Raw genomic sequence first — 20325 nt, 5'->3', positions numbered from 1 at the left:
ACAATTTCAAGGTCTATATAGTGTATAGTCAATCAACCAACAATCCCTGTATTCCCCTTCATGCAATTCATTTTTCGGGAGCAATTTCACTTTTTCAAACCCGCATTTTTCATAACAACGAATGGCTCGTTCATTCCACGTTTGTGGGTCCATCACAATCCGGTCCGCGCCTATTTCTTGAATTAAATAAGCTACCATCGCACGGACAATTTGTGTCCCGACGCCTTTATTCCAATACGCTGATTCCCCGATGAACTGATCCATCCCATAGAGTGTTTCTATTGAGTCGCTGTAGCCATAGGTTTGTCTTTCATCCTCATCGACTTCATAAAACTGGACATAACCTATTGGGCCCTCATCGAATTCAATTATGCAGCGTGTAGCATCGGCTTCTGCTTCGAAAAACTTCTGTTCCACTTTCTTCACATCAAACGGATTATCCCGCCCTTCGTAATACTGCAAAATTTCTGGATCTGAAAGCCATTTGGAAAGGAGGTACTTATCCTTCCATTCCAATTCGCGGATGAGTAGATTTCCTTTTTGAAACAGCATTTCATTCACCTCTTTGCTTGGAATTCAAAATCATTTACTAACCACACCAAAAATCAATTTAAATTTGTTGCGGCTCTTTTTCACCCTTTTAAAACCTTCTCTTATATCCAATATGAAAACAGTTTTAAATATCCACACTCTCATATATATCGCATGAATTTTTAGCGGACCGATGATGCCTTATTCTTCGAATTCAGTACCATCTTCTAACTCTGTTTCCGTCCTCAACAACCATCTGTTCCCAAATCCAGGCTCAACGAATTACATCAATCTCCCCTTCTCGCAAGAGTATTATCCTGTCTACAAAAGCCTTTTTACCCTCTGCATAGGAACGCTCATTTGTAGGAAACGCTTCCGCCATTTCCTTCTTCAGTACTTCATATTGTTTTGCGACTTCGGGATGGTCATTTAAATAATCTCGGAAAAATATGTGCTTTTGCCACCAGTCCCCACCATATTCCACAACATGAAGGACATGTGTCTTCGTTAAGTTCTCCAAATTTGAGAACTTGGCAAACACTTCTTTCCCTTCGATCTGAACACGAGCTAAATGGTAAATGTTCGCCTCTTTCAACTTGTGCTTATCAAATTTCTGCGCGTCTCCCATCGACCTAACGCCCACGAGTATATCGAGAAGCGGCTTAGCGGCGATTCCGTCAATCGCCGTGCTACCGATATGTTGGATATCTACTACATGCTCACCTACCAACGAGTTCAATAGACTTTTTTCCACCTTGAAAAGTTTTTTCCAGTTATTCGTGTGCTCCACTAATTTCACTACGTCTTTATTTAAACCTAACATTCCAAACCCACTCCCAATTTAAGACTTCACTTGTGGGATCAACCGAATATTCCCGCTTCACTTCTCATATGTCAAAAATGGCTCATACATCGTGATTGCATGATTTTCTGTGATGAATTCGTCATCGATAAGTTCTCCGTTCAGGTTGTACGCTTTCCTATAGATCGTATTATGGCGCACATAGCCGCCCCACGATTCACGCGTGAAACTATGGTCTTTTTCGTATACTTTATACGTTCGATTCGCACCCATATGCGCACGCCATTCACCAACAAGCGATGTGTCCGTCAAATAGATGAGGAGCTGATAGGGAACATTCGTTTCATTCTTTATTTGTAAATCTAGATAGTTATAAGCACATGTGGCACCACTTCCGAATGGCTGTTTCCGTTTCGAATCTGGGAATACGTCATAACTATGACGGTATCGCTCAGTAATCGTGAGCGGCGTGTGAAGTGTCATCCAGTAAATCAGGTTCGACAACTGACACAAACCGCCTCCAACGCCTTTCGTTACTTGCCCGTAATGCAAAATCATTCCGTCAACGTAACCTTTTCGCTTCGTCGTACTGCCTATCAAGCGCCAATAGGAAAATGTCTCTCCAGGCTGGAGCATAATTCCGTTCAATCGTTTTGCTGCTATTTTCAAATTCGTAATTTTGTTTGTTTGCAATTCCATCTCTACATCTTTCAATTTGCGAAGCAACGGCGTTCGATGTTTGAAGATGACATGGTTTAATTTCTCCATTGACCGCCTTGTTGCATACTTTTTTCCGTCCATGTACCACTCCGAATACCGCCTCAATCGGTACACTTTCTTCCCGAAGAATATTCGCAACTTGCTGCGCTTTTTTGGTTGCAATGAATTCATCCGCGTCATCCCCTCTTCTACTTATTCTCTTCTCTACCAGCTTTGTCCTTTTAATTTTTCGGAAAACCAAATGCATTTCATAGGACGCTTTCTACAAGTCACCTTCCTATTATTGCGGTTCACGGGAATACCGAAGACAGCAAGACCGAGACAACATACACTTTGGTTACAAAGAACTTTCAAACGGAGGGATAGCAATGAATATCATCAACGTTAGCAACTTGAAAAAAGCTTACGGAACAAACGTCGTTTTAAAAGGGTTGGATTTTCAAGCACAAGAAGGCGAAGTAATTGGGGTTATCGGGAAAAACGGGGCGGGCAAATCAACGTTCCTTGAAATTATTATGACCATTAAACAATACGACGCTGGAACAGTCTTCGTTTTCGATGAAGATATTAAAGCACTTTCAATAAACCGGATGGAACAAGTTCGAAAACAAATTTCCGTCGTCCTGCAGCCTACACAGTTCTATCAGACACTGAAAGTACAAGAGTTACTACGGTTATTTAAAGCCTATTACAAATCCCCAATTGACATCGAAACAATCATCTCTGACTTTAAGTTACAACCGCATCGAAAAAAGTACTTCGATAAACTTTCTGGAGGATGGAAACAGATTGTAAGCTTAGCCATTGCCTTTTTATCACAACCAAAACTTCTAATTTTAGATGAACCGACAACTGGTCTGGATCCGCATATGCGCAATATTCTTTGGACGTATATTACCGATTACAACGAGAAAACAGGCGGTACAGTCATTCTGACAACACATAATATGGATGAAATCGAATTGTACTGCGACAAAGTAATGCTTATAGACAATGGTGTGAATGAAGTCTTCGATACGACAGAAGCTATTTTGGCATCAGGCTATAAATCCATCAATGAATTTTATCTCGAGAAAGTATCCATATAAGGAGGAGAAAATATGTTAGCGACTCAGTTAAAATACGACTTACTCATGTTTTCAAGAGAGTTATTTTACTTAGTTTTCACGATTGTGGTACCGCCTGTTACGTACATTTTCATGGGGCAATTGTTCGGAGACCAAACCTACGCGGGTAACTTAAGTTATGCACAAACATATACACCCTCGTATATTTTACTTATCACGTTCACCACTGTATTTTTCGCTTTCGGGTTTGACCAGGTGACGCATCGTACGACGGGTGTCGAAAAACGAATTAGACTTTCTCCCGTTTCTAAAAATATGCTTCTGCTATCCAGTATTATCCGCTCCATTATCATTACAAGTTTTGGCTACCTGTTCGTTTATGCGATTGGTATGCTCTTGTATGATTTGCAGTTTCACGTACTGAATTTCATCTTGGCCTATGGATTTTTCATCGCACTCAATGCTGCTCTGCTCGTTATCGCATCTGCCATCTACTCTTTTTTCAACGAGATGAAAAGTGCATTAGTGTTCTCCATCGTTATTTTCCAAGTCGTTATCTTTACAGGTGGCTTTGCATTTCCAATCAATATGATGCCGAAATTTATACAAGTTATCGCCGAATTTAATCCGCTCTATCATATGAATAATTTGTTCATTGGTGTTTGGAATGAACAGCTTACTTTTGACAACAGTACGCTTATATCCGTCGTCTATATTTCTTGTTTAGTGATTGTCGCATTGTTCGTTCTCCATATTTCTACTAAAAGACGTATTTGACAGACTACCAGGCAATGGTAAATTTAATGTATATACTATTGCCGATAGGGGTGCATCGCAATGAAAGTATCATTAAACATTGATCGCGATTATGAAGAAACCAAGGTGACGATTGAATGCCCGACATTGGATGATTCCGTACAAGAAATTCTAGATTTTATCAAAGGGCAAGACACAGAATTCCTCGTCGGAAAAGACGGCGATATGCAACATATTTTAAAACCGGCAGAAATTCACTTTTTCCATACAGAAAAAGATAGCGTTATCGCCGTGACTTCTACTGGCTCATTTAAACTAAAAGAAAAGTTATACGAACTTGAAAAAATTCTTCCGGCGAGTAAATTCATTAGGCTCTCTAAATCTGTCATTGCAAATCTACATGAATTAAGCCGCTTCGAAGCGTCGTTTAATGGAACACTTTGCGTGTATTTTAAATCAGGTACAAAAGAATACGTCTCTCGAACATACGTCAATGCCATTAAAGAATCCTTGAAAATGAATAGGAGGAAAGGCGAATGAAAACCTTTTTATATAGAAGCTTCATCGGTATTCTGTTCGGTGCATTTATTGCAGTCATATTGACGAATTCTGTTGTGCTATTCAGCGGTAAAGATATGCTAGACGGACAATTATTCTTAAAAAACTCACTCGGTTCCATCTTCTGTGGTTGGTTTTTCACAGTTACGCCACTCTTTTTTGAAAATACGTCTTTGCGTTTGTCCCAACAGACCGCATTACATTTCGTTACGGTAGTTATCCTTTACTTCATCCTCGCGTTCGGAATCGGTTGGGTTCCATTTACAGTGAAAAGCTTTTTACTCGTATTCGGAATGTTTGTTGTCTGCTATTCCATATTTTGGACTTCCTTCTATCTGTATTTCAGAGGGCAGGCGAAGAAGTTGAATGCGGAACTCCAGGAGCTTTGATATATTACTATTCATTCCTATTCTTTGTGTTATGACCAGCATGGAAGTAGTTATGCTCGATACGATGCACGTTATGACCGCCATGGACGTGGTTATGCTCTCCATGAGGCTGATTATGACCGGCATAGGTTAAATTACAGAAAAACCGTGCCAGTTTGTTACTCGGCACGGCTCTTACATCATATTCTTGATAAGTCTTATTGCCATATACACAGCAACTCCCCAAACGACTAAAGCGGATACTTTATTCAGCAGCGCCATTAGTTTCCCACTCGAATCCAACTTTCCGAAATAGCGTCCGCCCGTTGCAAGCCCGATAAACCAAAGCCATGAAACGATGATTGTCGTCAGCGTAAATGCAATTCTTACGTCCCCCTCGTAATTGAGTGAGCTTGACCCGATAACTCCAATCGTATCGAGGATTGCATGAGGGTTCAATAAAGAAACCGATGCTGCAAAAATGATTTGCTTTTTTGTAGAAAATCTCTCTCCATCCACCTTCGTCGACATCGCATCACTTTTCCATAAGACAAAACCGATATAGAGTAAAAAGAGAATACCGATACTGAAGATAATGTTTTCCAACCAGGCAAACGTTAGGACAAGAAGTGATACGCCCGACACCGCCGCAACAATCAAGATTGTGTCACAAATACCCGCGGTCACGACTACAGGTAGGGCTCTCATGAATGTCGGTTGCAATGCCCCCTGATTAAAAACAAACACATTTTGGACACCTAATGGCACAATAAGTCCAAATGCAAGGATAATTCCATGTAAAATTGCCTCAGTCACATGCCCACCCCTATTCAATCTCAATCCTAATCAATTCTCGATTGAAAAGCTTAGTCCTCTTTTATGAATAAAAAAAAGCCGCACCAGAAGAATCCTAGCACGGCTTTTGTATTCCACATTTATTTCGTCTTCTGCACAATAACAACTTTTAAATAGTTGAATTCAGGGTAATCGCGGTTTGTCCGGAAGTCTTTCGGCAATGTTGATTCCTCAAGAATTTTATACCTAGATCCTGCTTCTTCGAAGGCCTGCTCGATGAACGTTTTGAATTTCTTCATTCCGAAACTCGCATTATTTGTCGATGCAACAATGATGCCGTTTTTCTCAGTAATCGCAATCGCATCCATAAGAAGTGCCGGATAATCCTGCGCTGTACTGAACGTATACTTTTTAGTACGAGCGAAACTAGGCGGGTCAAGAATGATTAGATCGAATTTCAAATCATTCCGTTTTGCATAGCGGAAGTAGTCGAAGACATCCATCACTTTGATATCCTGCTGTTCGTAATCTATGGCATTCACACTGAACTGCTCGATTGTTTTCGCATTGCTACGCTTCGCCAAGTCAACGTTTGTCGTCTTAACTGCGCCGCCGAGTAGTGCTGCAACGGAAAATGCGCCCGTATACGAGAATGTGTTCAACACATTTCTTCCCTCGGAATACTTATCGCGAACCGCTTTACGCATATCACGCTGATCAAGGAAAATCCCAGTCATTGCGCCGTCATTTAAATTGACTGCGAAATTCATGCCATTCTCTTTGACGATAATTGGGAAATCACCTTGCTCCCCTTTAACGAAATCATCCTGTTCGATGTATCCGCCTTTTGTGTCAAAGCGTTTCTTCTCATAAATACCTTTGTAATCAATGATTTTATCAAAGACGCTGTAGACATGATGCTTCAGCGAATAAATTCCTTCGCTATACCAACTCACCATAAAATAGCCGTCGAAATAATCAATTGTCAGTCCGCCGATGCCATCGCCTTCACCATTGAACACGCGGAACGCTGTCGTGTAGGCATCCGCAAATAAAGCTTCACGTCTCGCAAATGCTGCGGCAATTCTTGATTCGAAGAAGTCAAAATCGATTACTTCTTCCTCTTTTCTCGACAGTACCCAGCCGAGACCTTTATTTTGCAAGCCGTAATAGCCTTTCGCAACGAAGCGACGATCTTTATCCACTAATCGTACAATCGTTCCTTCCGCTTCCGTTGCAAGCACGCTAGAATTAATAATCGCATCTTTTAAAATTAACGGATAGCCTTTTTTGAAATCTTTAATATTTCTTGCATTTACTTGTAAATCGATTGTTTTTGTCATTTCGTCATCCTTACTTGATCGTTTTCTTTATTATCGCACGTTTTATCATTAATTGCGAAACCGGCAAGTTTTATTCAAGATTCCGTCCGCATCATCCGAAAATCTATAGCTCTTCGAATAATCATCGTAATTGTGGTCACTGTAAAGAAAGTCGTTGAAAATAATATGCCCGAGCTATTAGACAGTTTGCCGTTTTCTGTAAAGATAAACACATCACTCCAAATCGATTGTCCAATGACAAACCAACCAAATAATACAACAAGCCCAAACATCGGAATATAGACATTTGGATTTTTCTCCTTTTTACTCGTATACGCACCTTTCCAAATTGCCATCACCGTCAAGTACATCATCGGAATATAAATGAGTACCAATACTTCCATCAGAGGATCCGCCCAACTATAATTCATTTTTATAATGCCATTCACAACAATGAGCGCTATTGTCAAAATGAATGCTTGATAACCAATACGATGTCTCTTCGCAATTTGAAATTCATCAAAGCGATTATTTTGCATCTTTCATCCCTCCCAAAATAATTCATCTAATGTTTTATCCAACACTTTACATACGGCAATGCATAATTTCAGGGAAGGATTGTATTCACCATTTTCAATGGCATTCATCGTCTGCCTCGTAATTCCGATTGCCTCTGCAACATCCTTTTGTGACATATCCTTAGCCGCCCGCGCAGCCTTAACTCGTAAATTCTTTGTCATGGTAAACCTCCCGTTAACAGAATTATACTGAAAATCGAATCATGAAGTCAAAAATACCCGACATAAGGTAACTTATATCTTCCTCTACTTATATGAAAAAGCAGCGGAACTAATCATTCCGCTGCTTTTTCATATTGCTTCTTTTTTTAGTCTGCCTTCAATAACGTCCGTGAATATACCAGTCCGACAACACCAACGATGGTGAACAATATTGCCCGAACAAGAATGGATATGCTTGATAAGTCGACGATGAAGAGCTTCAGCACACAAATGATAATGAGCACAGCTCCGATTATTTTGACATACTTCCAATTCATTTTCCCACCGATACTGATGGACACAAACGCAAAAGCAAACAGTAAGAACGTATGCGCAAACAACACATATTCCAAATCCCATTCATAAGCTGTCGTGAAGGCAAAGTACCATTTATTTAGGACGATGAAATAGATAATTTGCAGTACAATCGCCAGTTGCGGCGTCTCCCACTTCAGCTCTTTGCTCGAAAGATAGAAACGGTCTTTTACAATCGCCCACACTACAGCCGTAAAAGCGGCCACAAAAGCTAATTGCACAAAGAAATTAAATAAAAACTCGCCGTGTTTATAATATGAACCCAAGCCCGTCAGCAGCACTATCATACCTGCTATCAGAAACAGAATAACTGCCCCATGCGTCAAGTACAGTCCTTTACTCCACTTGTGGAAGAAATACATAGCACTAAGTACCACCAATAATACAAACGCATGAACATGATTAGCTGTGTCAAACGATACATAAGTATTCGCAAGCCCTAGCTTTGTTAATTTAAAAATATAGACAAGAACAAGTAGTTGACCAACAATCAAACTTTTGTCAATTGACTTCGTTTTCCCCAATAAACGAGAAGGCGTAAATCGGTAAAGCGTGTAAAATATCCAACTGAATGAACCAATAAAGACAAGCCACACCGCATTCTCCATGGACCAAAATACATTTATTTGCATTGTAGTCAGGACTGCTGGAACCGTAAATAAGTAAATTACTGAACCGGTCACAATTGTCCTAAGTGTGTTGAAACGCAAACCTACCCAAATTCCAATTGCCCCATTCACTAGAAGCAATATTAGAACAACCCGAGTATCATCCATGTCGAAGGATAGGATGAATACAGTGACTGCAAATACGGCTACAGCAGACAAAATACCTCGTAGCGCGCTTTCTTTCTTCCAAAAAGAATATACCGCAAGCAGACTATACAACAGCGCCAACAAGCCGTAAACAGTCACTTCCTGCATATGGTCAAGTAGTTTTATCCAGCCGATTGTTAAGACAAAATTCGAGTAGAGAAGTGCTTCTGAAAATACATCCCTTGAAATTCGACCTTTTAAGTAAAACAATAAAATCACACCATGCTGAATTAACACCGTCGCAACAAGTATCGATTCTTCCGCAAACGCACTCTCGAGAAGTGCATAAACGAACAACGTTAAATGGAATAGTGAGAACATGACGTAGAACGTATACTTATACTTTTGACTGAGTGACACATAAAACAGTGATAAAAATAACAACAGGATGTACGCACAGAATTGAATGGAAGTTGCTCCTTCTCCTTCTAATAAAAAAGGAAGTAAAAATCCTGCAATCCCAGAAAATATCGTCAACGTTTCCGATTTTGTTTTTCTCGATAACAACAACCCTGCGATAATATAAGCCACGCCTATCACAAATGCAATCGTGAAATTCAGATAGCCATATAAAAGATGTGCCGCGAATGTCGTCAAAATTCCGAGTCCGATAAAACCGCCAAGTAATGTTAGACCAAACCCTTTTTTTCCACCATTGTAGTAATGCATCCCAAGAAAATAGAGCAAAATTGTTCCTGTGTAGCCCATTCCAACTCGTACTGGATTGGTGATAAATCCATTATCCATTCCAACTTTCAATCCCCATAAAACTCCAAGTAGTAGAATAAACATAAATATTCGCGGAAGCCAGTTGCTTAACGCTTTCTCAAGATCGAATTCTTTCCTTATTTTCTGCTGAATCGGAACTTCTTCTCGAACTGGTTGCTCAGGCAAACGTGCCATTATCGAGGCTAAATGAACTTTTTCCACTTTCTCCGGAACAGGGCTTGGAGGGGTTTTCATTTCAGCCAATTGCCGCTTCAACGTGCTTACTTCCCCTTCTAGATCAGACACCCGTTGCAAAATAACCTTCAGTTCTTCATCCAACTTCATCCCTCATTTCCTACTTACTAGTTTCAAAGAACTTAAACCGGGTATAAAAAAGAGAGTCCCCTCGATAAACCGAAGTACTCTCACGATAAATAGGTTACTTATTTAGGCCAGTAATCGAAATGCTAAACTCTTCCACACACTCATACGGATAGGCTGTCGTTCTTGTTGGCCCCTCGTCTGATCCAAATACGTCTGTAAATCACCTTCAAAAACAGGCTCCAAACAGGGCAATTGTGAAAAATGATGTGGCTGCACTAAACTTGGTGAAATATTAAACATTTGTAAGCCGCCTTCATTTACGACCATCGCCACAAATTGTGAACAGAAAAATGCATGCTTGCGTTGAATTCCCTTATTCAGAGCCACGCCAAATAAACCAATGAAATTATATTTATAAAGTTCTTTATTCTGTTCAATTAAGCGGATTTTATCAAGCATGCGTGTGTATTCTTCAATTGTCACTTCACAACTATAAACCTCACATGTTGCTTGCCGGAATATGCCCTCTGTAGCACTTTCTTTCACAAACCCACCTACGAAAGGATTATGCCGCTGCTTTCGACCGAAACTGTACATCTCGTTCAGCTGTTCATCAAACGCGATTGACGTATGATTTAAATCCTTCCGCGTATACATCCCAATCGCTTTTGACAGCAACGTCCCCGTATCCGTAAGCACGATATATATTGTTTTTTTCATGACTATCAACCCCTTGCGATCTCTTACTGTTACATCCATTATGTACGTTCCGATAGGTTAACTAAACCGGCTGTGGATGGAAACTGTCTAAGACCCGGGACCTAGATAGTAACGGGTATTTAAGACAGTTGATAAAGTTAATCTTCAATCAGAGGGGGGTTATCATCCCCCTCTGATTGTTAGTTTAACCATTCGGGCTTTTACGGGCAGTTGATCCCCCACTTATTCTTCTCGTGTCCTTGATGACTTGAAGTGGGGATCTTACTGCCCGTTAATGCGGGATAAACTAAATTTCTTTATACTTACTATACGTTTCATAAGGGGCTGGGGTTTCATTTTCCCGAGAAGGTTCGGATACCGAATCAAAAAAAACAGAGCGAACGAATTTGTTCGCTCTGCGAATTAGTACAGCCATAATAGACACCCATTTGTTCGGGTGCCCCCATTTTAAAGTCCTTGTTCTACTATACGTCTCTCGTGAGCCATTATACATGACTTTAACACAGACCTACAGAGATGCAAAGTTATATCCTAGACTCTCTGTCTTATTTTCCCTTTTCGACATAAACCGCCATCGCATCCCTCATAAACAGTGCAAGGCCATCTCCAAACTGGTCGATATTCTTCGTAAATCTTTCATCCGCAACATACATTTCACCAAGTCCTTTAAAGGCCTCAAGCGAGTACGTTCCAAAATTAGTATTCAGCATATTGAACCAATCGCCGATTGCTTCTTGCGCTTCGTCCGAAGACGGTGAAGTATTGCGGAGCTCCGCAAGATTAAAGTATATGCGATTCATTTCCTCTTGAATTTCCGGTCCGAACTGTGCAACCTTCTTTTTAGATGCATCTACCGCTTTATCGCCCCAACGCGCTTTCGCCTCTTGTTCATATGGGTCCTTGCTGAAATCGAACCCTTTAAATTTCTCTTCGTTTGTCATTACTAATTCCCCTTTTCCATGTTGAATTGTCTTCTCAATCGTTTTGATCATACTATCAAGCTGCTTGCGCTTTTCATGGAGCATTTTACGCTGCATTTCAAAAGCTTCCTGCCGACTAAATGCAGGACTCGTAAGCAGTTCTTTGATTTTTTTCAAAGAGAAGCCAAGTTCACGAAAGAACAGAATTTGCTGCAACGTCGCCAAATTATCGTCCGAATAAAGCCGGTACCCTGCTTCTGTCGTACAATCCGGCGTTAACAAACCGATGTCATCATAATGATGGAGTGTGCGCACACTAACACCGGTCAACTGCGATACTTCTTTCACTTTCATCGCTACCCGCCTCCCTTCAAAACTAACTATAAAGTATGACGTAACGTGAGAGTCAACACCTAAAAGAGATTTAATTCATCCTTTGAGCCATAGGAAAAACACCATTGTATACGCCAGCTTTTCATCGGATGAAATATGTGCCCCGAACTGGATATGCTCATGATGGGCAGTACTTTGAAAGATCGGTCTCATTGCATACGGAAAAATACCAAAACGGTATCTGGCCGTCATACGCCCCTCATCATCTTTCACGTCGAGATCGCCCGCTATTGACTTCGCTTCAAGTTCTCGCCAGACCGAACCATCTGCATGATACAAAACGCCTTGATTTTTGAGTTTTGCTTTCCAATGTTGCTGCACGTAAGCGGCCATGACTGTACCATCCGGTTCCTTTAATGTAAGTTCGTCACGCTTTATATTACTTCGGATTGTGATTGTCGCTAGCAGTTGTCCGTTTGTATCTAAGATGTCGTAGTGCACCGGAATGATAAACCCCTTCTCAAATAGCTCGAAAAATGTTAGCCATCTCGATAACCGCCCTTTGGATGGTTCAATGACAAACAGTGGATTGCCCTCTGAATCGACGTTATACATTTTGAACAAAAAAGAAGGAATTCGTTTGAGAATCAATTCATCTAAATTCTCCAAGTTCAATGTGCTCACTGATATGTCGATTGTTTCATTGACTAATTTCTCATGTACGCTTTTGAATCGAAATCCCGTCCCGATCGAACATAACGCAAATATGCCGTTTATAACTAGCACATCTCCATTTTCCATGAAACTTGTATAACCAATGAAATAATATAAAATGCAAAAAATCGCCAACCCTATCCCGATAACAAAACCGGAAATCCATGTCTTTCTATAGATTTCTATCAATCTTCTTCCTCACCATCCCTTACATTTATGTTGATGGATTAGACTACCAATTGTCAACTACTATCCAAATGTTCTAACAATAAAAAAGAGATCCACGGACTGAACCGTAATCTCTTCATTACACACAATTCGTTACCTTTTTTTCTATCACTCAATCGGTAGCCAAACCTCAATGTCATACCCGTTCGAACCTTCAGGATGAACATATCGTTCAAAACTAAAACAATTTCGCAGTTGAATACCATCCGTTTTCATAAGTGCATTAAACGCGGTTGGTATCGCGTGGACTCCACCTTCTACCTTTGCAACGACGAACTTGCCAGCTGGGACCACAGCTTCTTCTGTATTCTGCAATCCTTTGGCAAGATTCGATTTGACGCCGGCGATGTAGTGAATTTCCCCATCTTTCATCGCTAAGCAAAGTCCAAATGATTCTTCTGCAACGATTCCGTTCTCGGCAAGTTCCATATTCAGCACATCCCATTTACCCGGAATTTCTGACAGCGGTCCTTTCAATCCATACCCTTTAACATTGAACTCCTCAACTTCAATGACGCGTGTTTCCATGTGAATCTCCTCCTTTATTCAACTATACAATGATAATTCAATCAGAGGAATTTTTGCTGTCCATAAAAAAGATGAACTCAATTGAGTCCATCTTTTTATCCTTATTCAATAATTACATCTGTCTCTATCTTATTTGCTTTATTTTTCTTAGCTTTCACAAAGAACATCACCGCCAAAATAGCAGTTAACACAATCCCAACTATAAACGATAATTTTAAATCTAAATTAAATCCGATCTTTTGATTTAAGATATAAACGAATACCATATAGGTGATAAACAACGCGGGTACTAACGACACAAAGTAGTTCTTCCCTTTAATAAATAGATACATGGTCGCTATCCATAATGCGATAGCGGCAGTCGCTTGGTTTGCCCAAGAGAAGTATCTCCATAACAGGTTGAAGTCAATTTGTGTTAATAAAGCAGATACAACAAACAAAGGAACAGCAATCATTAAACGTTTCACTAATTTTTTCTGATCAATCTTCAAGTAATCAGCAATAATAGATCGTGCGGCACGGAACGCTGTATCCCCTGACGTAATGGGTAGTACAACAGCACCTAATACAGCAATCGTTCCACCAACAGCTCCTAATAATGTCATGGATACTTCATTGACAACAGAGGAAGGCGTACCTGTTTTGATGAATTCGCTTAATGTTTGCCCATCCAACATACTCATCGCTGCAGCTGCCCAGATCATCGCAATAACAGCTTCAGTAATCATCATGCCATAAAATACATAACGTCCCTGTGATTCTTTTTGCACTGTTCGAGAAATAATTGGTGATTGTGTCGCATGAAATCCAGATAAAGCACCACAAGTAATAGTGAAGAAAAGAATTGGGAAAATCGGTACATTATCTGGATGCAAATTGGCTAATGTCAATTCCGGAATCGTATAATCCGAGAATAGCAAAGCGCCTCCGACCCCAACTGTTCCGATCAACAGAACAGCACCAAAATACGGGTATAGTCTACCAATTATTTTATCAATCGGAAGAATTGTAGATAGGAAATAATAAATAAAAATGACAGTTATCAAAATCCATATAGCTACTTTGCCATTTAATAATAAACTTAATAACGATGCTGGAGTCGTGACAAATACAGTCCCAACTAATAGAAGGAGTAACAAAGCGAAAACGTTTACAATATGTTTAGAAACGTTACCCAAGAATTTCCCTGCCAATTCCGGAATATGTGCCCCTTTATTCCGAATTGAAATCATGCCCGTTAAATAGTCATGCACTGCCCCAGCAAAAATCGCTCCAAAAACAATCCACAAGAACGCAACTGGTCCAAATAAAGCACCCATAATAGGTCCAAAAATCGGGCCTGTTCCTGCTATATTCAGGAGTTGGATTAACGCATTTTTATGTTTATTCATCGGCACATAGTCAATGCCATCTGCATTTGCATAAGCAGGTGTCTTTCGAGCATCAGCAGGATCAAAAATCTTTTCAATGAATTTTCCGTACGTAAAATATCCGACAACTAACAGTACAATTGCGCTAAAAAATGTAATCATTTATACACCCCTATTCACTTTTGTTAAATCTACCGTGCCACACTGCCTACTCTTCATTCCCCTTTTCAGAATGTAATCCCATATATTCAGTCTATGGCAATTTTTCTGAAATAGAAGCTTTTCGGCGTAACATGCTAGTTTGGCAGAATAACAGGCAAACAAGGAGGCTCAACAGGTATATAATGAATTAACAAGTTAAACCACTTCAGACTTTCACGCGGTGATTATAGCTAACAAGAATTAGAATCAGTTGAAAATCATAATTCCAACCTTTCCCGCAAATTCTTCACATAATTTCTACTGACGGAAAGTTTCTCATCCAGACCTTCCAGTTCAAGCCGATAAGCACCGTTAAACCAGGGCGTCAATCGGCTGACATATATCAAATTAACGAGGTAGCCTTTATGAATCCTAAAAAATGAAAACGGTACCAATCGACTTTCAAGTTCTTTTAATGTTGTCCGTATTTCATAGTTATCCGTTCGAGTAATGATTTTGGTCACTTTTTCATCCCGATACATATACAAAATATCTTGTGGAAGAATATAATCAATCTCGCCACCTGCTTCTACTGCCAATTTTCCAAGTTTTTCTGCGGTATCAGGTGGTAGAGATGGATACACTATTTTTTCAATCCGATGAATCGTTTGCTTCAACTGCTCTTCATCATACGGTTTTAATAAATAATCAATGGCATTAATTCGAAACGCTTCCGCTGCAAATTGGGGATAAGCGGTTGCAAAAATGATAAGCGGGACTTTTTTTAATTCTACCAGTACTTTAGCTACCTCAACCCCATTCATTTTGGGCATCTCCACATCCAAAAAAACGACGTCTGGCATTAACTGCACTGTTTTTAATATGGCAGCCTCTCCACTTTCTGCCTCCCCCACCACTTGCACATCGGGAAATTTGCTGAGTAAATATGTTAATTCTTCACGGGCATATCGTTCATCATCTACGACTAAGGTACGGATTGTTCGTATCACACGCCTACCTCCAATTTGGGAATACGAAACGAAATTGTTGTCCCCTCATTTCGTTCACTCTTGATTGATAATGCGGCTTGGTCACCAAACGTCATCATTAAGCGGCGATTGACATTGAATAGCCCCACTCCAGTTCCAGTTTCAGACTCAATCTGGGCCGAGCCCAAAATCGCAATCCGTTCAGGAGTGATTCCTTTCCCATTGTCTTCCACTCTGATTTCGATTTCTGTACCTACATTATGCACGGTCATTTTGATGATACTGTTTTTCTCCATATCATTAATGCCATGGTGAATCGCATTCTCAACAATTGGCTGCAATGTGAAAGGGGGAATCTTTTCATCCAATAGATTGTCATCGACATCATACAAAATCGTCAGTCTATCTACAAATCTTGCTTCTATAACTTCCAAATATGATTTTACATGCGATAGTTCTTGTTCTAGGGATATTTGAATTGCCGTTGTACCTGTCACGTTTTGCCGTAAAAAGTAAGACAAAGACGTCAGTAACTTTCGCGCCTGATCGGGATCCGTGCGAATCAAGGACATAATCATATTTAGAGAATTAAATAAAAAGTGAGGACTAATCTGAGCCTGCAATGCCTTGATTTCCGCTTCTTTTGCCAACTGATACGCACGATCGGTTTCCGCAATTTCTAATTGGTTACTTAATAGTGAACTCAGTCCGGCAATCAGTTCGATGCTGACATCCGTAATCACTTTTTCAGATGGATAATACAGTTTTAGTGTCCCAATCGTTTCTCCACGCCTTATGAGGGGAGCAATTACTGTTGCTCCTAATCGACAGCCCGGATAATCACAATGGATGGTACCATCATTGACAACAACCAATTTGCCATGACGAATGACATCTTTTGTTTCATCCGTACGAATCGGGCTGCCTACCTTGTGATGATCACTCGCTATTCCAACATGGGCAAGGATATCCGTTTTATTAGTCATGGCGACCGCACTGGGTTGTAATTCACGGAATAAAATCGTGCAGACAGCTTGCGCGGTGTCAGTGTTCATGCCAGTTCTCAAGTAGCCGAGTGTCTGGTTCGCAATGCGCAGCGTTTTCTGGGCCTGCATTGCCGTCACTTTCTCCTGTTCACTGATGACATTATGGACGATCAACAGAAAAAGGGCCGTACCGACACCATTGGCCAGAATCATCGGCACGCCGATTACCTCAACCAAAGTGAACGCTTTCTCAAACGGTTTGGAAATCAACAGAATCATGCTCATCTGCATGGCTTCCGCAAGTGCACCAATGCCAAAAACGGTAAGCGGTTTAAGTGCTTTCCCCTTCCGATAAAAAGCACCAGCCACCACGCCTGCAACGATTGTTGACAGACCGCAAGAGATTGCAGTAAACCCACCCAAGGTCATGCGATGAATACCGGCAATCAGTCCAGCCCCAATCCCCACACGATAGCCACCTAACAAACCCGCAACAACAACGCCAATAACACGCGAGTTCGCAATTGCCTCATCCGAAGTCAATACCGTTGCAACACTATTAAAATGCAGTGTATTCATATTAAGCGCAACCCCAAAATACGTACCCACAATACCGAAAAAACCAAAAAACAAAATCGCCGTAAGCTCCTGCTTGCGATTCAATTTGTCATGATGAACCAAATCTTTAAAGAACTGAAAACGAGTTAAAATGAAGGCAACTGCTACAATCATACCCACTCTTTCCAACATTATGACAAGCAAGTCTAACAGCGAAATCCCCCCAATTTAAAAAGAACATTCCCTAAATTATACTTTAAACTCACTTGTATACATATCTTTATTTTCAGTTTTTAATAAAGCAGGGAGTGAGTTTATGATTAGCAAAAGCAACACCGTTCCCTGTAAATAACCGAGGATAATTTCACAAACCTTGTCCAAAACTACCAATGTCATCTATCCACTTCCTCACTGTCAATACTGGTTATTTATGGTATACTTTCATAAACAAAGCCATTATGGAGGATGATTAAATGACGACTATGCAAACAATGTCGATCCATCGCGCTTTATCAGAATTAAAAACCTTAAACGAGCGCATTGCGAAAGCTATTAATGAAGCAGATCATGTGGCAACAGACCGCAAATCTGCTCAAAAAATTAAAGGCCTTTCCATCGAAGACTACGAAAGAACAATCCAATCAGGTTTTGATAAAGTCGTTTCATTAATCGAACGACGCATCCACATTAAAGATGCGATTGTACAATCGAACGCAATGACAGAAGTAATCGTCGCTGGTGAAACTATGACTGTTGCCAAAGCAATCGAGCGTAAAACCTCTATTGAAAATGAAGAAAAGTTACTGACCTCCATGATTGAAGCCCGGAGAATAGCCATAAACAAGCTCACAAAAGAAAATGAGTCCCTTCCAAAACGCTTAGAAGAGTACTTAACGGCTATTTTAGGTAGCAAAGAAAACGCAAAAAAAGAAGAAGTTGAGCTACATACAAAGGCATTCATGGAACGAAATGAATATATTTTAATCGATCCACTCAAAATCAGTACACGAATCGAAGCATTAGATGAAAAAATTACAAACTTCAAAGCAGAAGTAGACGCAGTGCTTTCTGAATCGAATGCACTTACAACAGTTAACGTATAACTAGCCTTGCATGAGTATTCGAAAACGATATCCACAAGACCCTTCTTTTGTTGGTATTTCTTTGGGGAACAAGTAAAACCAACACCCAACTTACAACTTAATCTACAAGTAATGATGATAAAAGCTCAAGGCTTAAATCTCAAAGCTGTAAAACTTACGCATTAAAGTTCTTTACTGTTTAAAGGTCAACGTTCAGCACTCAAACCTCTTTTAAATCTTGGACAAACAGTTACGGGATTCTTGTGTTCGCCCATCGTTGTCTGCCAAGCTGAATATATTGTGCAAATTAAAATCGGTTAGAGAAATGATTATTTCTCTAACCGATTTTTTCTTCGTATTATGAATCTACCCGCTTTTCTCAAAATCCGCTGAATTAAGTAGGCGTCCCTCTACATCAATCTCTTTAATAATTTTCGCCGGGTTCCCACCTACAATCACATTATCCGGTACATCTTTTGTCACAATCGCTCCTGATGCGATCACTACATTATTTCCGATGGTTATTCCAGGGTTAATAACAGCTCTCCCGCCAATCCACACATTATCACCAATTGTGACTGGCTTGCCATACTCTACACCCGAAATTCGTTCCAATGGATTTACTGGATGTGTAGCTGTGTAAATATGTACACCGGGAGCAATCATACAATTATCACCAATCCTAATTTCACATACATCCAAAAACACGCTATCAAAATTAGCGTAGAAGTTATCACCGACATGAATATTAGATCCATAATCACAACGCAAGCTAGGCTCAATATTAAGTTCCTTACCAGTTGAACCAAATAGCTCTTTTAATAATTTAGTCCGTTCCCTATGTTCATTTTCCATCGTCCCATTAAATAACCTCGTTAAACGACGAGCGTTTTCCCGTTCTTTTGTTAATTCAAGATCCGAGGGACAATACAATTCGCCAGCTAGCATTTTTTCTTTCTCTGTTTTCATTGTAGGTCTCCCCTATTACTATAAAATTTGAGCGAAAGGATTCCCTATTCCAACTCAACCTTCGCCAAATAAAATGCACCTTTAATCGCCGAAAACCCTTCAATGCCAGGTGTTACAATATAATTAGCCATCTGGTCCTCCAGCTGCGGGAAAACCAAATAATGATTATTCATCGCCTGCAAATGTTTGTAAATAACGGGCAACAATTGTCTTTGCCTCATGACCCCACCACCTAGAATAATTCTTTCGGGTGATAGCGTTAGAATATACGTCATTAACGCTTGAGCGATATAATAGCCTTCGATTTCCCACACTTCCGGTCGACCTTCAAGCAACATAGCTTTCTGGTTCCATCTTTTTTCTATCGCTGGTCCAGAAGCTAGTCCCTCCAAACAATCTAGGTGGAATAGACAACCGCCCTCGAAATGATCATCTGGATGTCTTCTGACCGTGACATGCCCCATCTCAGGATGACTAATTCCATGCAGCATTTTGCCATTATTCACCGCGCCCACGCCGATTCCAGTCCCAATCGTGATATAGATACAGCTATCAACATCCTGAGCAGCTCCAAACTCCGCCTCTCCCAATGCTGCAATATTGACATCCGTATCGAACACTATCGGGACATCCAAGTACTCTTTTAACGAAGACAGGATATTAAAATGCTGCCATTGTACTTTAGGCGTCGTTGTAATACAACCATAACTTGCAGAGTTCGGGTTAATATCAGCCGGACCGAATAAGCCCACTCCTAATGCTTGAATCTCAAATTGTTGTAAGAATTCCTGAACTTTCTCCATAGTCATAGTAGGGGTTGTTGTTGGAATTTCAATCAGCTCAATTACATTAAAATCCATATCCCCCACAGCACAGACAAACTTTGTTCCACCCGCTTCAATTGCACCTAGCAAGATACATTCTCCT

At 40.4% G+C, this 20325-nt stretch carries 23 protein-coding genes and 1 pseudogene; 5 read left to right on the top strand and 19 right to left on the bottom strand.

Annotation, left to right across the window (positions count from 1 at the left end; all coding sequences use genetic code 11):
- Positions 1–6: 6 nt before the first annotated feature.
- The 4 genes and pseudogenes from ACP8HG_RS18745 to ACP8HG_RS18730 form a co-directional block, all read right to left on the bottom strand.
- Positions 7–552 (bottom strand): GNAT family N-acetyltransferase, encoded by a 546-nt coding sequence (locus ACP8HG_RS18745; protein ID WP_438297587.1) that lies wholly within the window; start codon positions 550–552, stop codon positions 7–9.
- A 30-nt stretch (positions 553–582) separates the two neighbouring features.
- Positions 583–783, bottom strand: a pseudogene (locus tag ACP8HG_RS18740) (DUF3977 family protein).
- 22 nt (positions 784–805) lie between these two features.
- Positions 806–1354, bottom strand: a complete 549-nt coding sequence (locus ACP8HG_RS18735) for a GrpB family protein (RefSeq protein WP_438297585.1) — start codon at positions 1352–1354, stop codon at positions 806–808.
- Positions 1355–1411: 57 nt separating this feature from the next.
- Complete coding sequence (locus tag ACP8HG_RS18730; protein WP_399630412.1) at positions 1412–2224, bottom strand: VanW family protein; 813 nt, start codon at positions 2222–2224, stop codon at positions 1412–1414.
- 197 nt (positions 2225–2421) lie between these two features.
- Here ACP8HG_RS18730 and ACP8HG_RS18725 point away from each other — a divergent pair, with 197 nt between their 5' ends.
- From ACP8HG_RS18725 to ACP8HG_RS18710, 4 genes are read left to right on the top strand one after another with little or no spacing between them, the layout of a single operon-like run.
- Positions 2422–3141, top strand: a complete 720-nt coding sequence (locus ACP8HG_RS18725) for an ABC transporter ATP-binding protein (RefSeq protein WP_187046493.1) — start codon at positions 2422–2424, stop codon at positions 3139–3141.
- Positions 3142–3153: 12 nt separating this feature from the next.
- Positions 3154–3897, top strand: a complete 744-nt coding sequence (locus ACP8HG_RS18720) for an ABC transporter permease (protein WP_338653869.1) — start codon at positions 3154–3156, stop codon at positions 3895–3897.
- Between the two features lie 60 nt (positions 3898–3957).
- Positions 3958–4416, top strand: a complete 459-nt coding sequence (locus ACP8HG_RS18715) for a LytTR family DNA-binding domain-containing protein (protein ID WP_438297582.1) — start codon at positions 3958–3960, stop codon at positions 4414–4416.
- Positions 4413–4823, top strand: coding sequence for a DUF3021 domain-containing protein (locus ACP8HG_RS18710; RefSeq protein ID WP_067204957.1), 411 nt, complete (start codon positions 4413–4415; stop codon positions 4821–4823). The genes ACP8HG_RS18715 and ACP8HG_RS18710 overlap by 4 nt, the downstream gene beginning before the upstream one ends.
- Positions 4824–4997: 174 nt before the next feature.
- Here the strand turns inward: ACP8HG_RS18710 and ACP8HG_RS18705 are convergent, their stop codons facing one another.
- From ACP8HG_RS18705 to ACP8HG_RS18645, 13 genes are all read right to left on the bottom strand, one after another.
- A complete protein-coding gene (locus tag ACP8HG_RS18705; RefSeq protein ID WP_067204954.1) occupies positions 4998–5618 on the bottom strand; it encodes a LysE/ArgO family amino acid transporter in 621 nt (206 codons plus the stop codon).
- Between the two features lie 119 nt (positions 5619–5737).
- Positions 5738–6940: a class I SAM-dependent rRNA methyltransferase gene (locus ACP8HG_RS18700; protein WP_338653877.1), complete on the bottom strand. Its 1203-nt coding sequence runs from the start codon at positions 6938–6940 to the stop codon at positions 5738–5740.
- A gap of 74 nt (positions 6941–7014) precedes the next feature.
- Complete coding sequence (locus tag ACP8HG_RS18695) at positions 7015–7458, bottom strand: hypothetical protein (RefSeq protein WP_438297579.1); 444 nt, start codon at positions 7456–7458, stop codon at positions 7015–7017.
- 3 nt (positions 7459–7461) lie between these two features.
- Complete coding sequence (locus ACP8HG_RS18690; protein ID WP_340741298.1) at positions 7462–7659, bottom strand: helix-turn-helix transcriptional regulator; 198 nt, start codon at positions 7657–7659, stop codon at positions 7462–7464.
- Positions 7660–7805: 146 nt separating this feature from the next.
- Positions 7806–9881, bottom strand: coding sequence for a DUF2339 domain-containing protein (locus ACP8HG_RS18685; RefSeq protein WP_187046488.1), 2076 nt, complete (start codon positions 9879–9881; stop codon positions 7806–7808).
- 102 nt (positions 9882–9983) lie between these two features.
- Positions 9984–10580, bottom strand: a complete 597-nt coding sequence (locus ACP8HG_RS18680) for a hypothetical protein (protein WP_255428558.1) — start codon at positions 10578–10580, stop codon at positions 9984–9986.
- Positions 10581–11125: 545 nt separating this feature from the next.
- Positions 11126–11854 carry a MerR family transcriptional regulator gene (locus ACP8HG_RS18675; RefSeq protein ID WP_342539521.1) on the bottom strand — a complete coding sequence of 243 codons (729 nt, stop codon included), beginning with the start codon at positions 11852–11854 and terminating at the stop codon, positions 11126–11128.
- 75 nt (positions 11855–11929) lie between these two features.
- Entirely contained in the window at positions 11930–12736 is an 807-nt protein-coding gene (locus ACP8HG_RS18670) for a hypothetical protein (RefSeq protein ID WP_438297575.1), read from the bottom strand.
- 147 nt (positions 12737–12883) lie between these two features.
- Positions 12884–13303 (bottom strand): GyrI-like domain-containing protein, encoded by a 420-nt coding sequence (locus ACP8HG_RS18665; protein WP_338653882.1) that lies wholly within the window; start codon positions 13301–13303, stop codon positions 12884–12886.
- 101 nt (positions 13304–13404) lie between these two features.
- Positions 13405–14835, bottom strand: coding sequence for a carbon starvation CstA family protein (locus tag ACP8HG_RS18660; protein ID WP_187046485.1), 1431 nt, complete (start codon positions 14833–14835; stop codon positions 13405–13407).
- Between the two features lie 257 nt (positions 14836–15092).
- Positions 15093–15824 carry a LytR/AlgR family response regulator transcription factor gene (locus ACP8HG_RS18655; RefSeq protein ID WP_342539517.1) on the bottom strand — a complete coding sequence of 244 codons (732 nt, stop codon included), beginning with the start codon at positions 15822–15824 and terminating at the stop codon, positions 15093–15095.
- Complete coding sequence (locus tag ACP8HG_RS18650) at positions 15821–17539, bottom strand: LytS/YhcK type 5TM receptor domain-containing protein (protein ID WP_438297572.1); 1719 nt, start codon at positions 17537–17539, stop codon at positions 15821–15823. The genes ACP8HG_RS18655 and ACP8HG_RS18650 overlap by 4 nt, the downstream gene beginning before the upstream one ends.
- Before the next feature lie 57 nt (positions 17540–17596).
- A complete protein-coding gene (locus ACP8HG_RS18645) occupies positions 17597–17743 on the bottom strand; it encodes a hypothetical protein (RefSeq protein ID WP_438297570.1) in 147 nt (48 codons plus the stop codon).
- 77 nt (positions 17744–17820) lie between these two features.
- Between ACP8HG_RS18645 and ACP8HG_RS18640 the strand changes: the two genes are divergently transcribed.
- A complete protein-coding gene (locus tag ACP8HG_RS18640) occupies positions 17821–18450 on the top strand; it encodes a hypothetical protein (protein WP_438297568.1) in 630 nt (209 codons plus the stop codon).
- Positions 18451–18795: 345 nt separating this feature from the next.
- Here the strand turns inward: ACP8HG_RS18640 and ACP8HG_RS18635 are convergent, their stop codons facing one another.
- Together ACP8HG_RS18635 and ACP8HG_RS18630 are read right to left on the bottom strand one after the other, a co-directional pair.
- Positions 18796–19398: a maltose acetyltransferase domain-containing protein gene (locus ACP8HG_RS18635; protein WP_438297566.1), complete on the bottom strand. Its 603-nt coding sequence runs from the start codon at positions 19396–19398 to the stop codon at positions 18796–18798.
- Between the two features lie 44 nt (positions 19399–19442).
- Entirely contained in the window at positions 19443–20312 is an 870-nt protein-coding gene (locus ACP8HG_RS18630) for an ROK family protein (protein WP_438297564.1), read from the bottom strand.
- Positions 20313–20325 lie beyond the last annotated feature (13 nt).

The sequence above is a fragment of the Sporosarcina sp. FA15 genome, assembly GCF_051550195.1.
Taxonomy (GTDB): Bacteria; Bacillota; Bacilli; order Bacillales_A; family Planococcaceae; genus Sporosarcina; species Sporosarcina psychrophila.
Note: the sequence above shows the minus strand (reverse complement) of the source record. Positions and strands in the feature narration are given on the sequence as shown.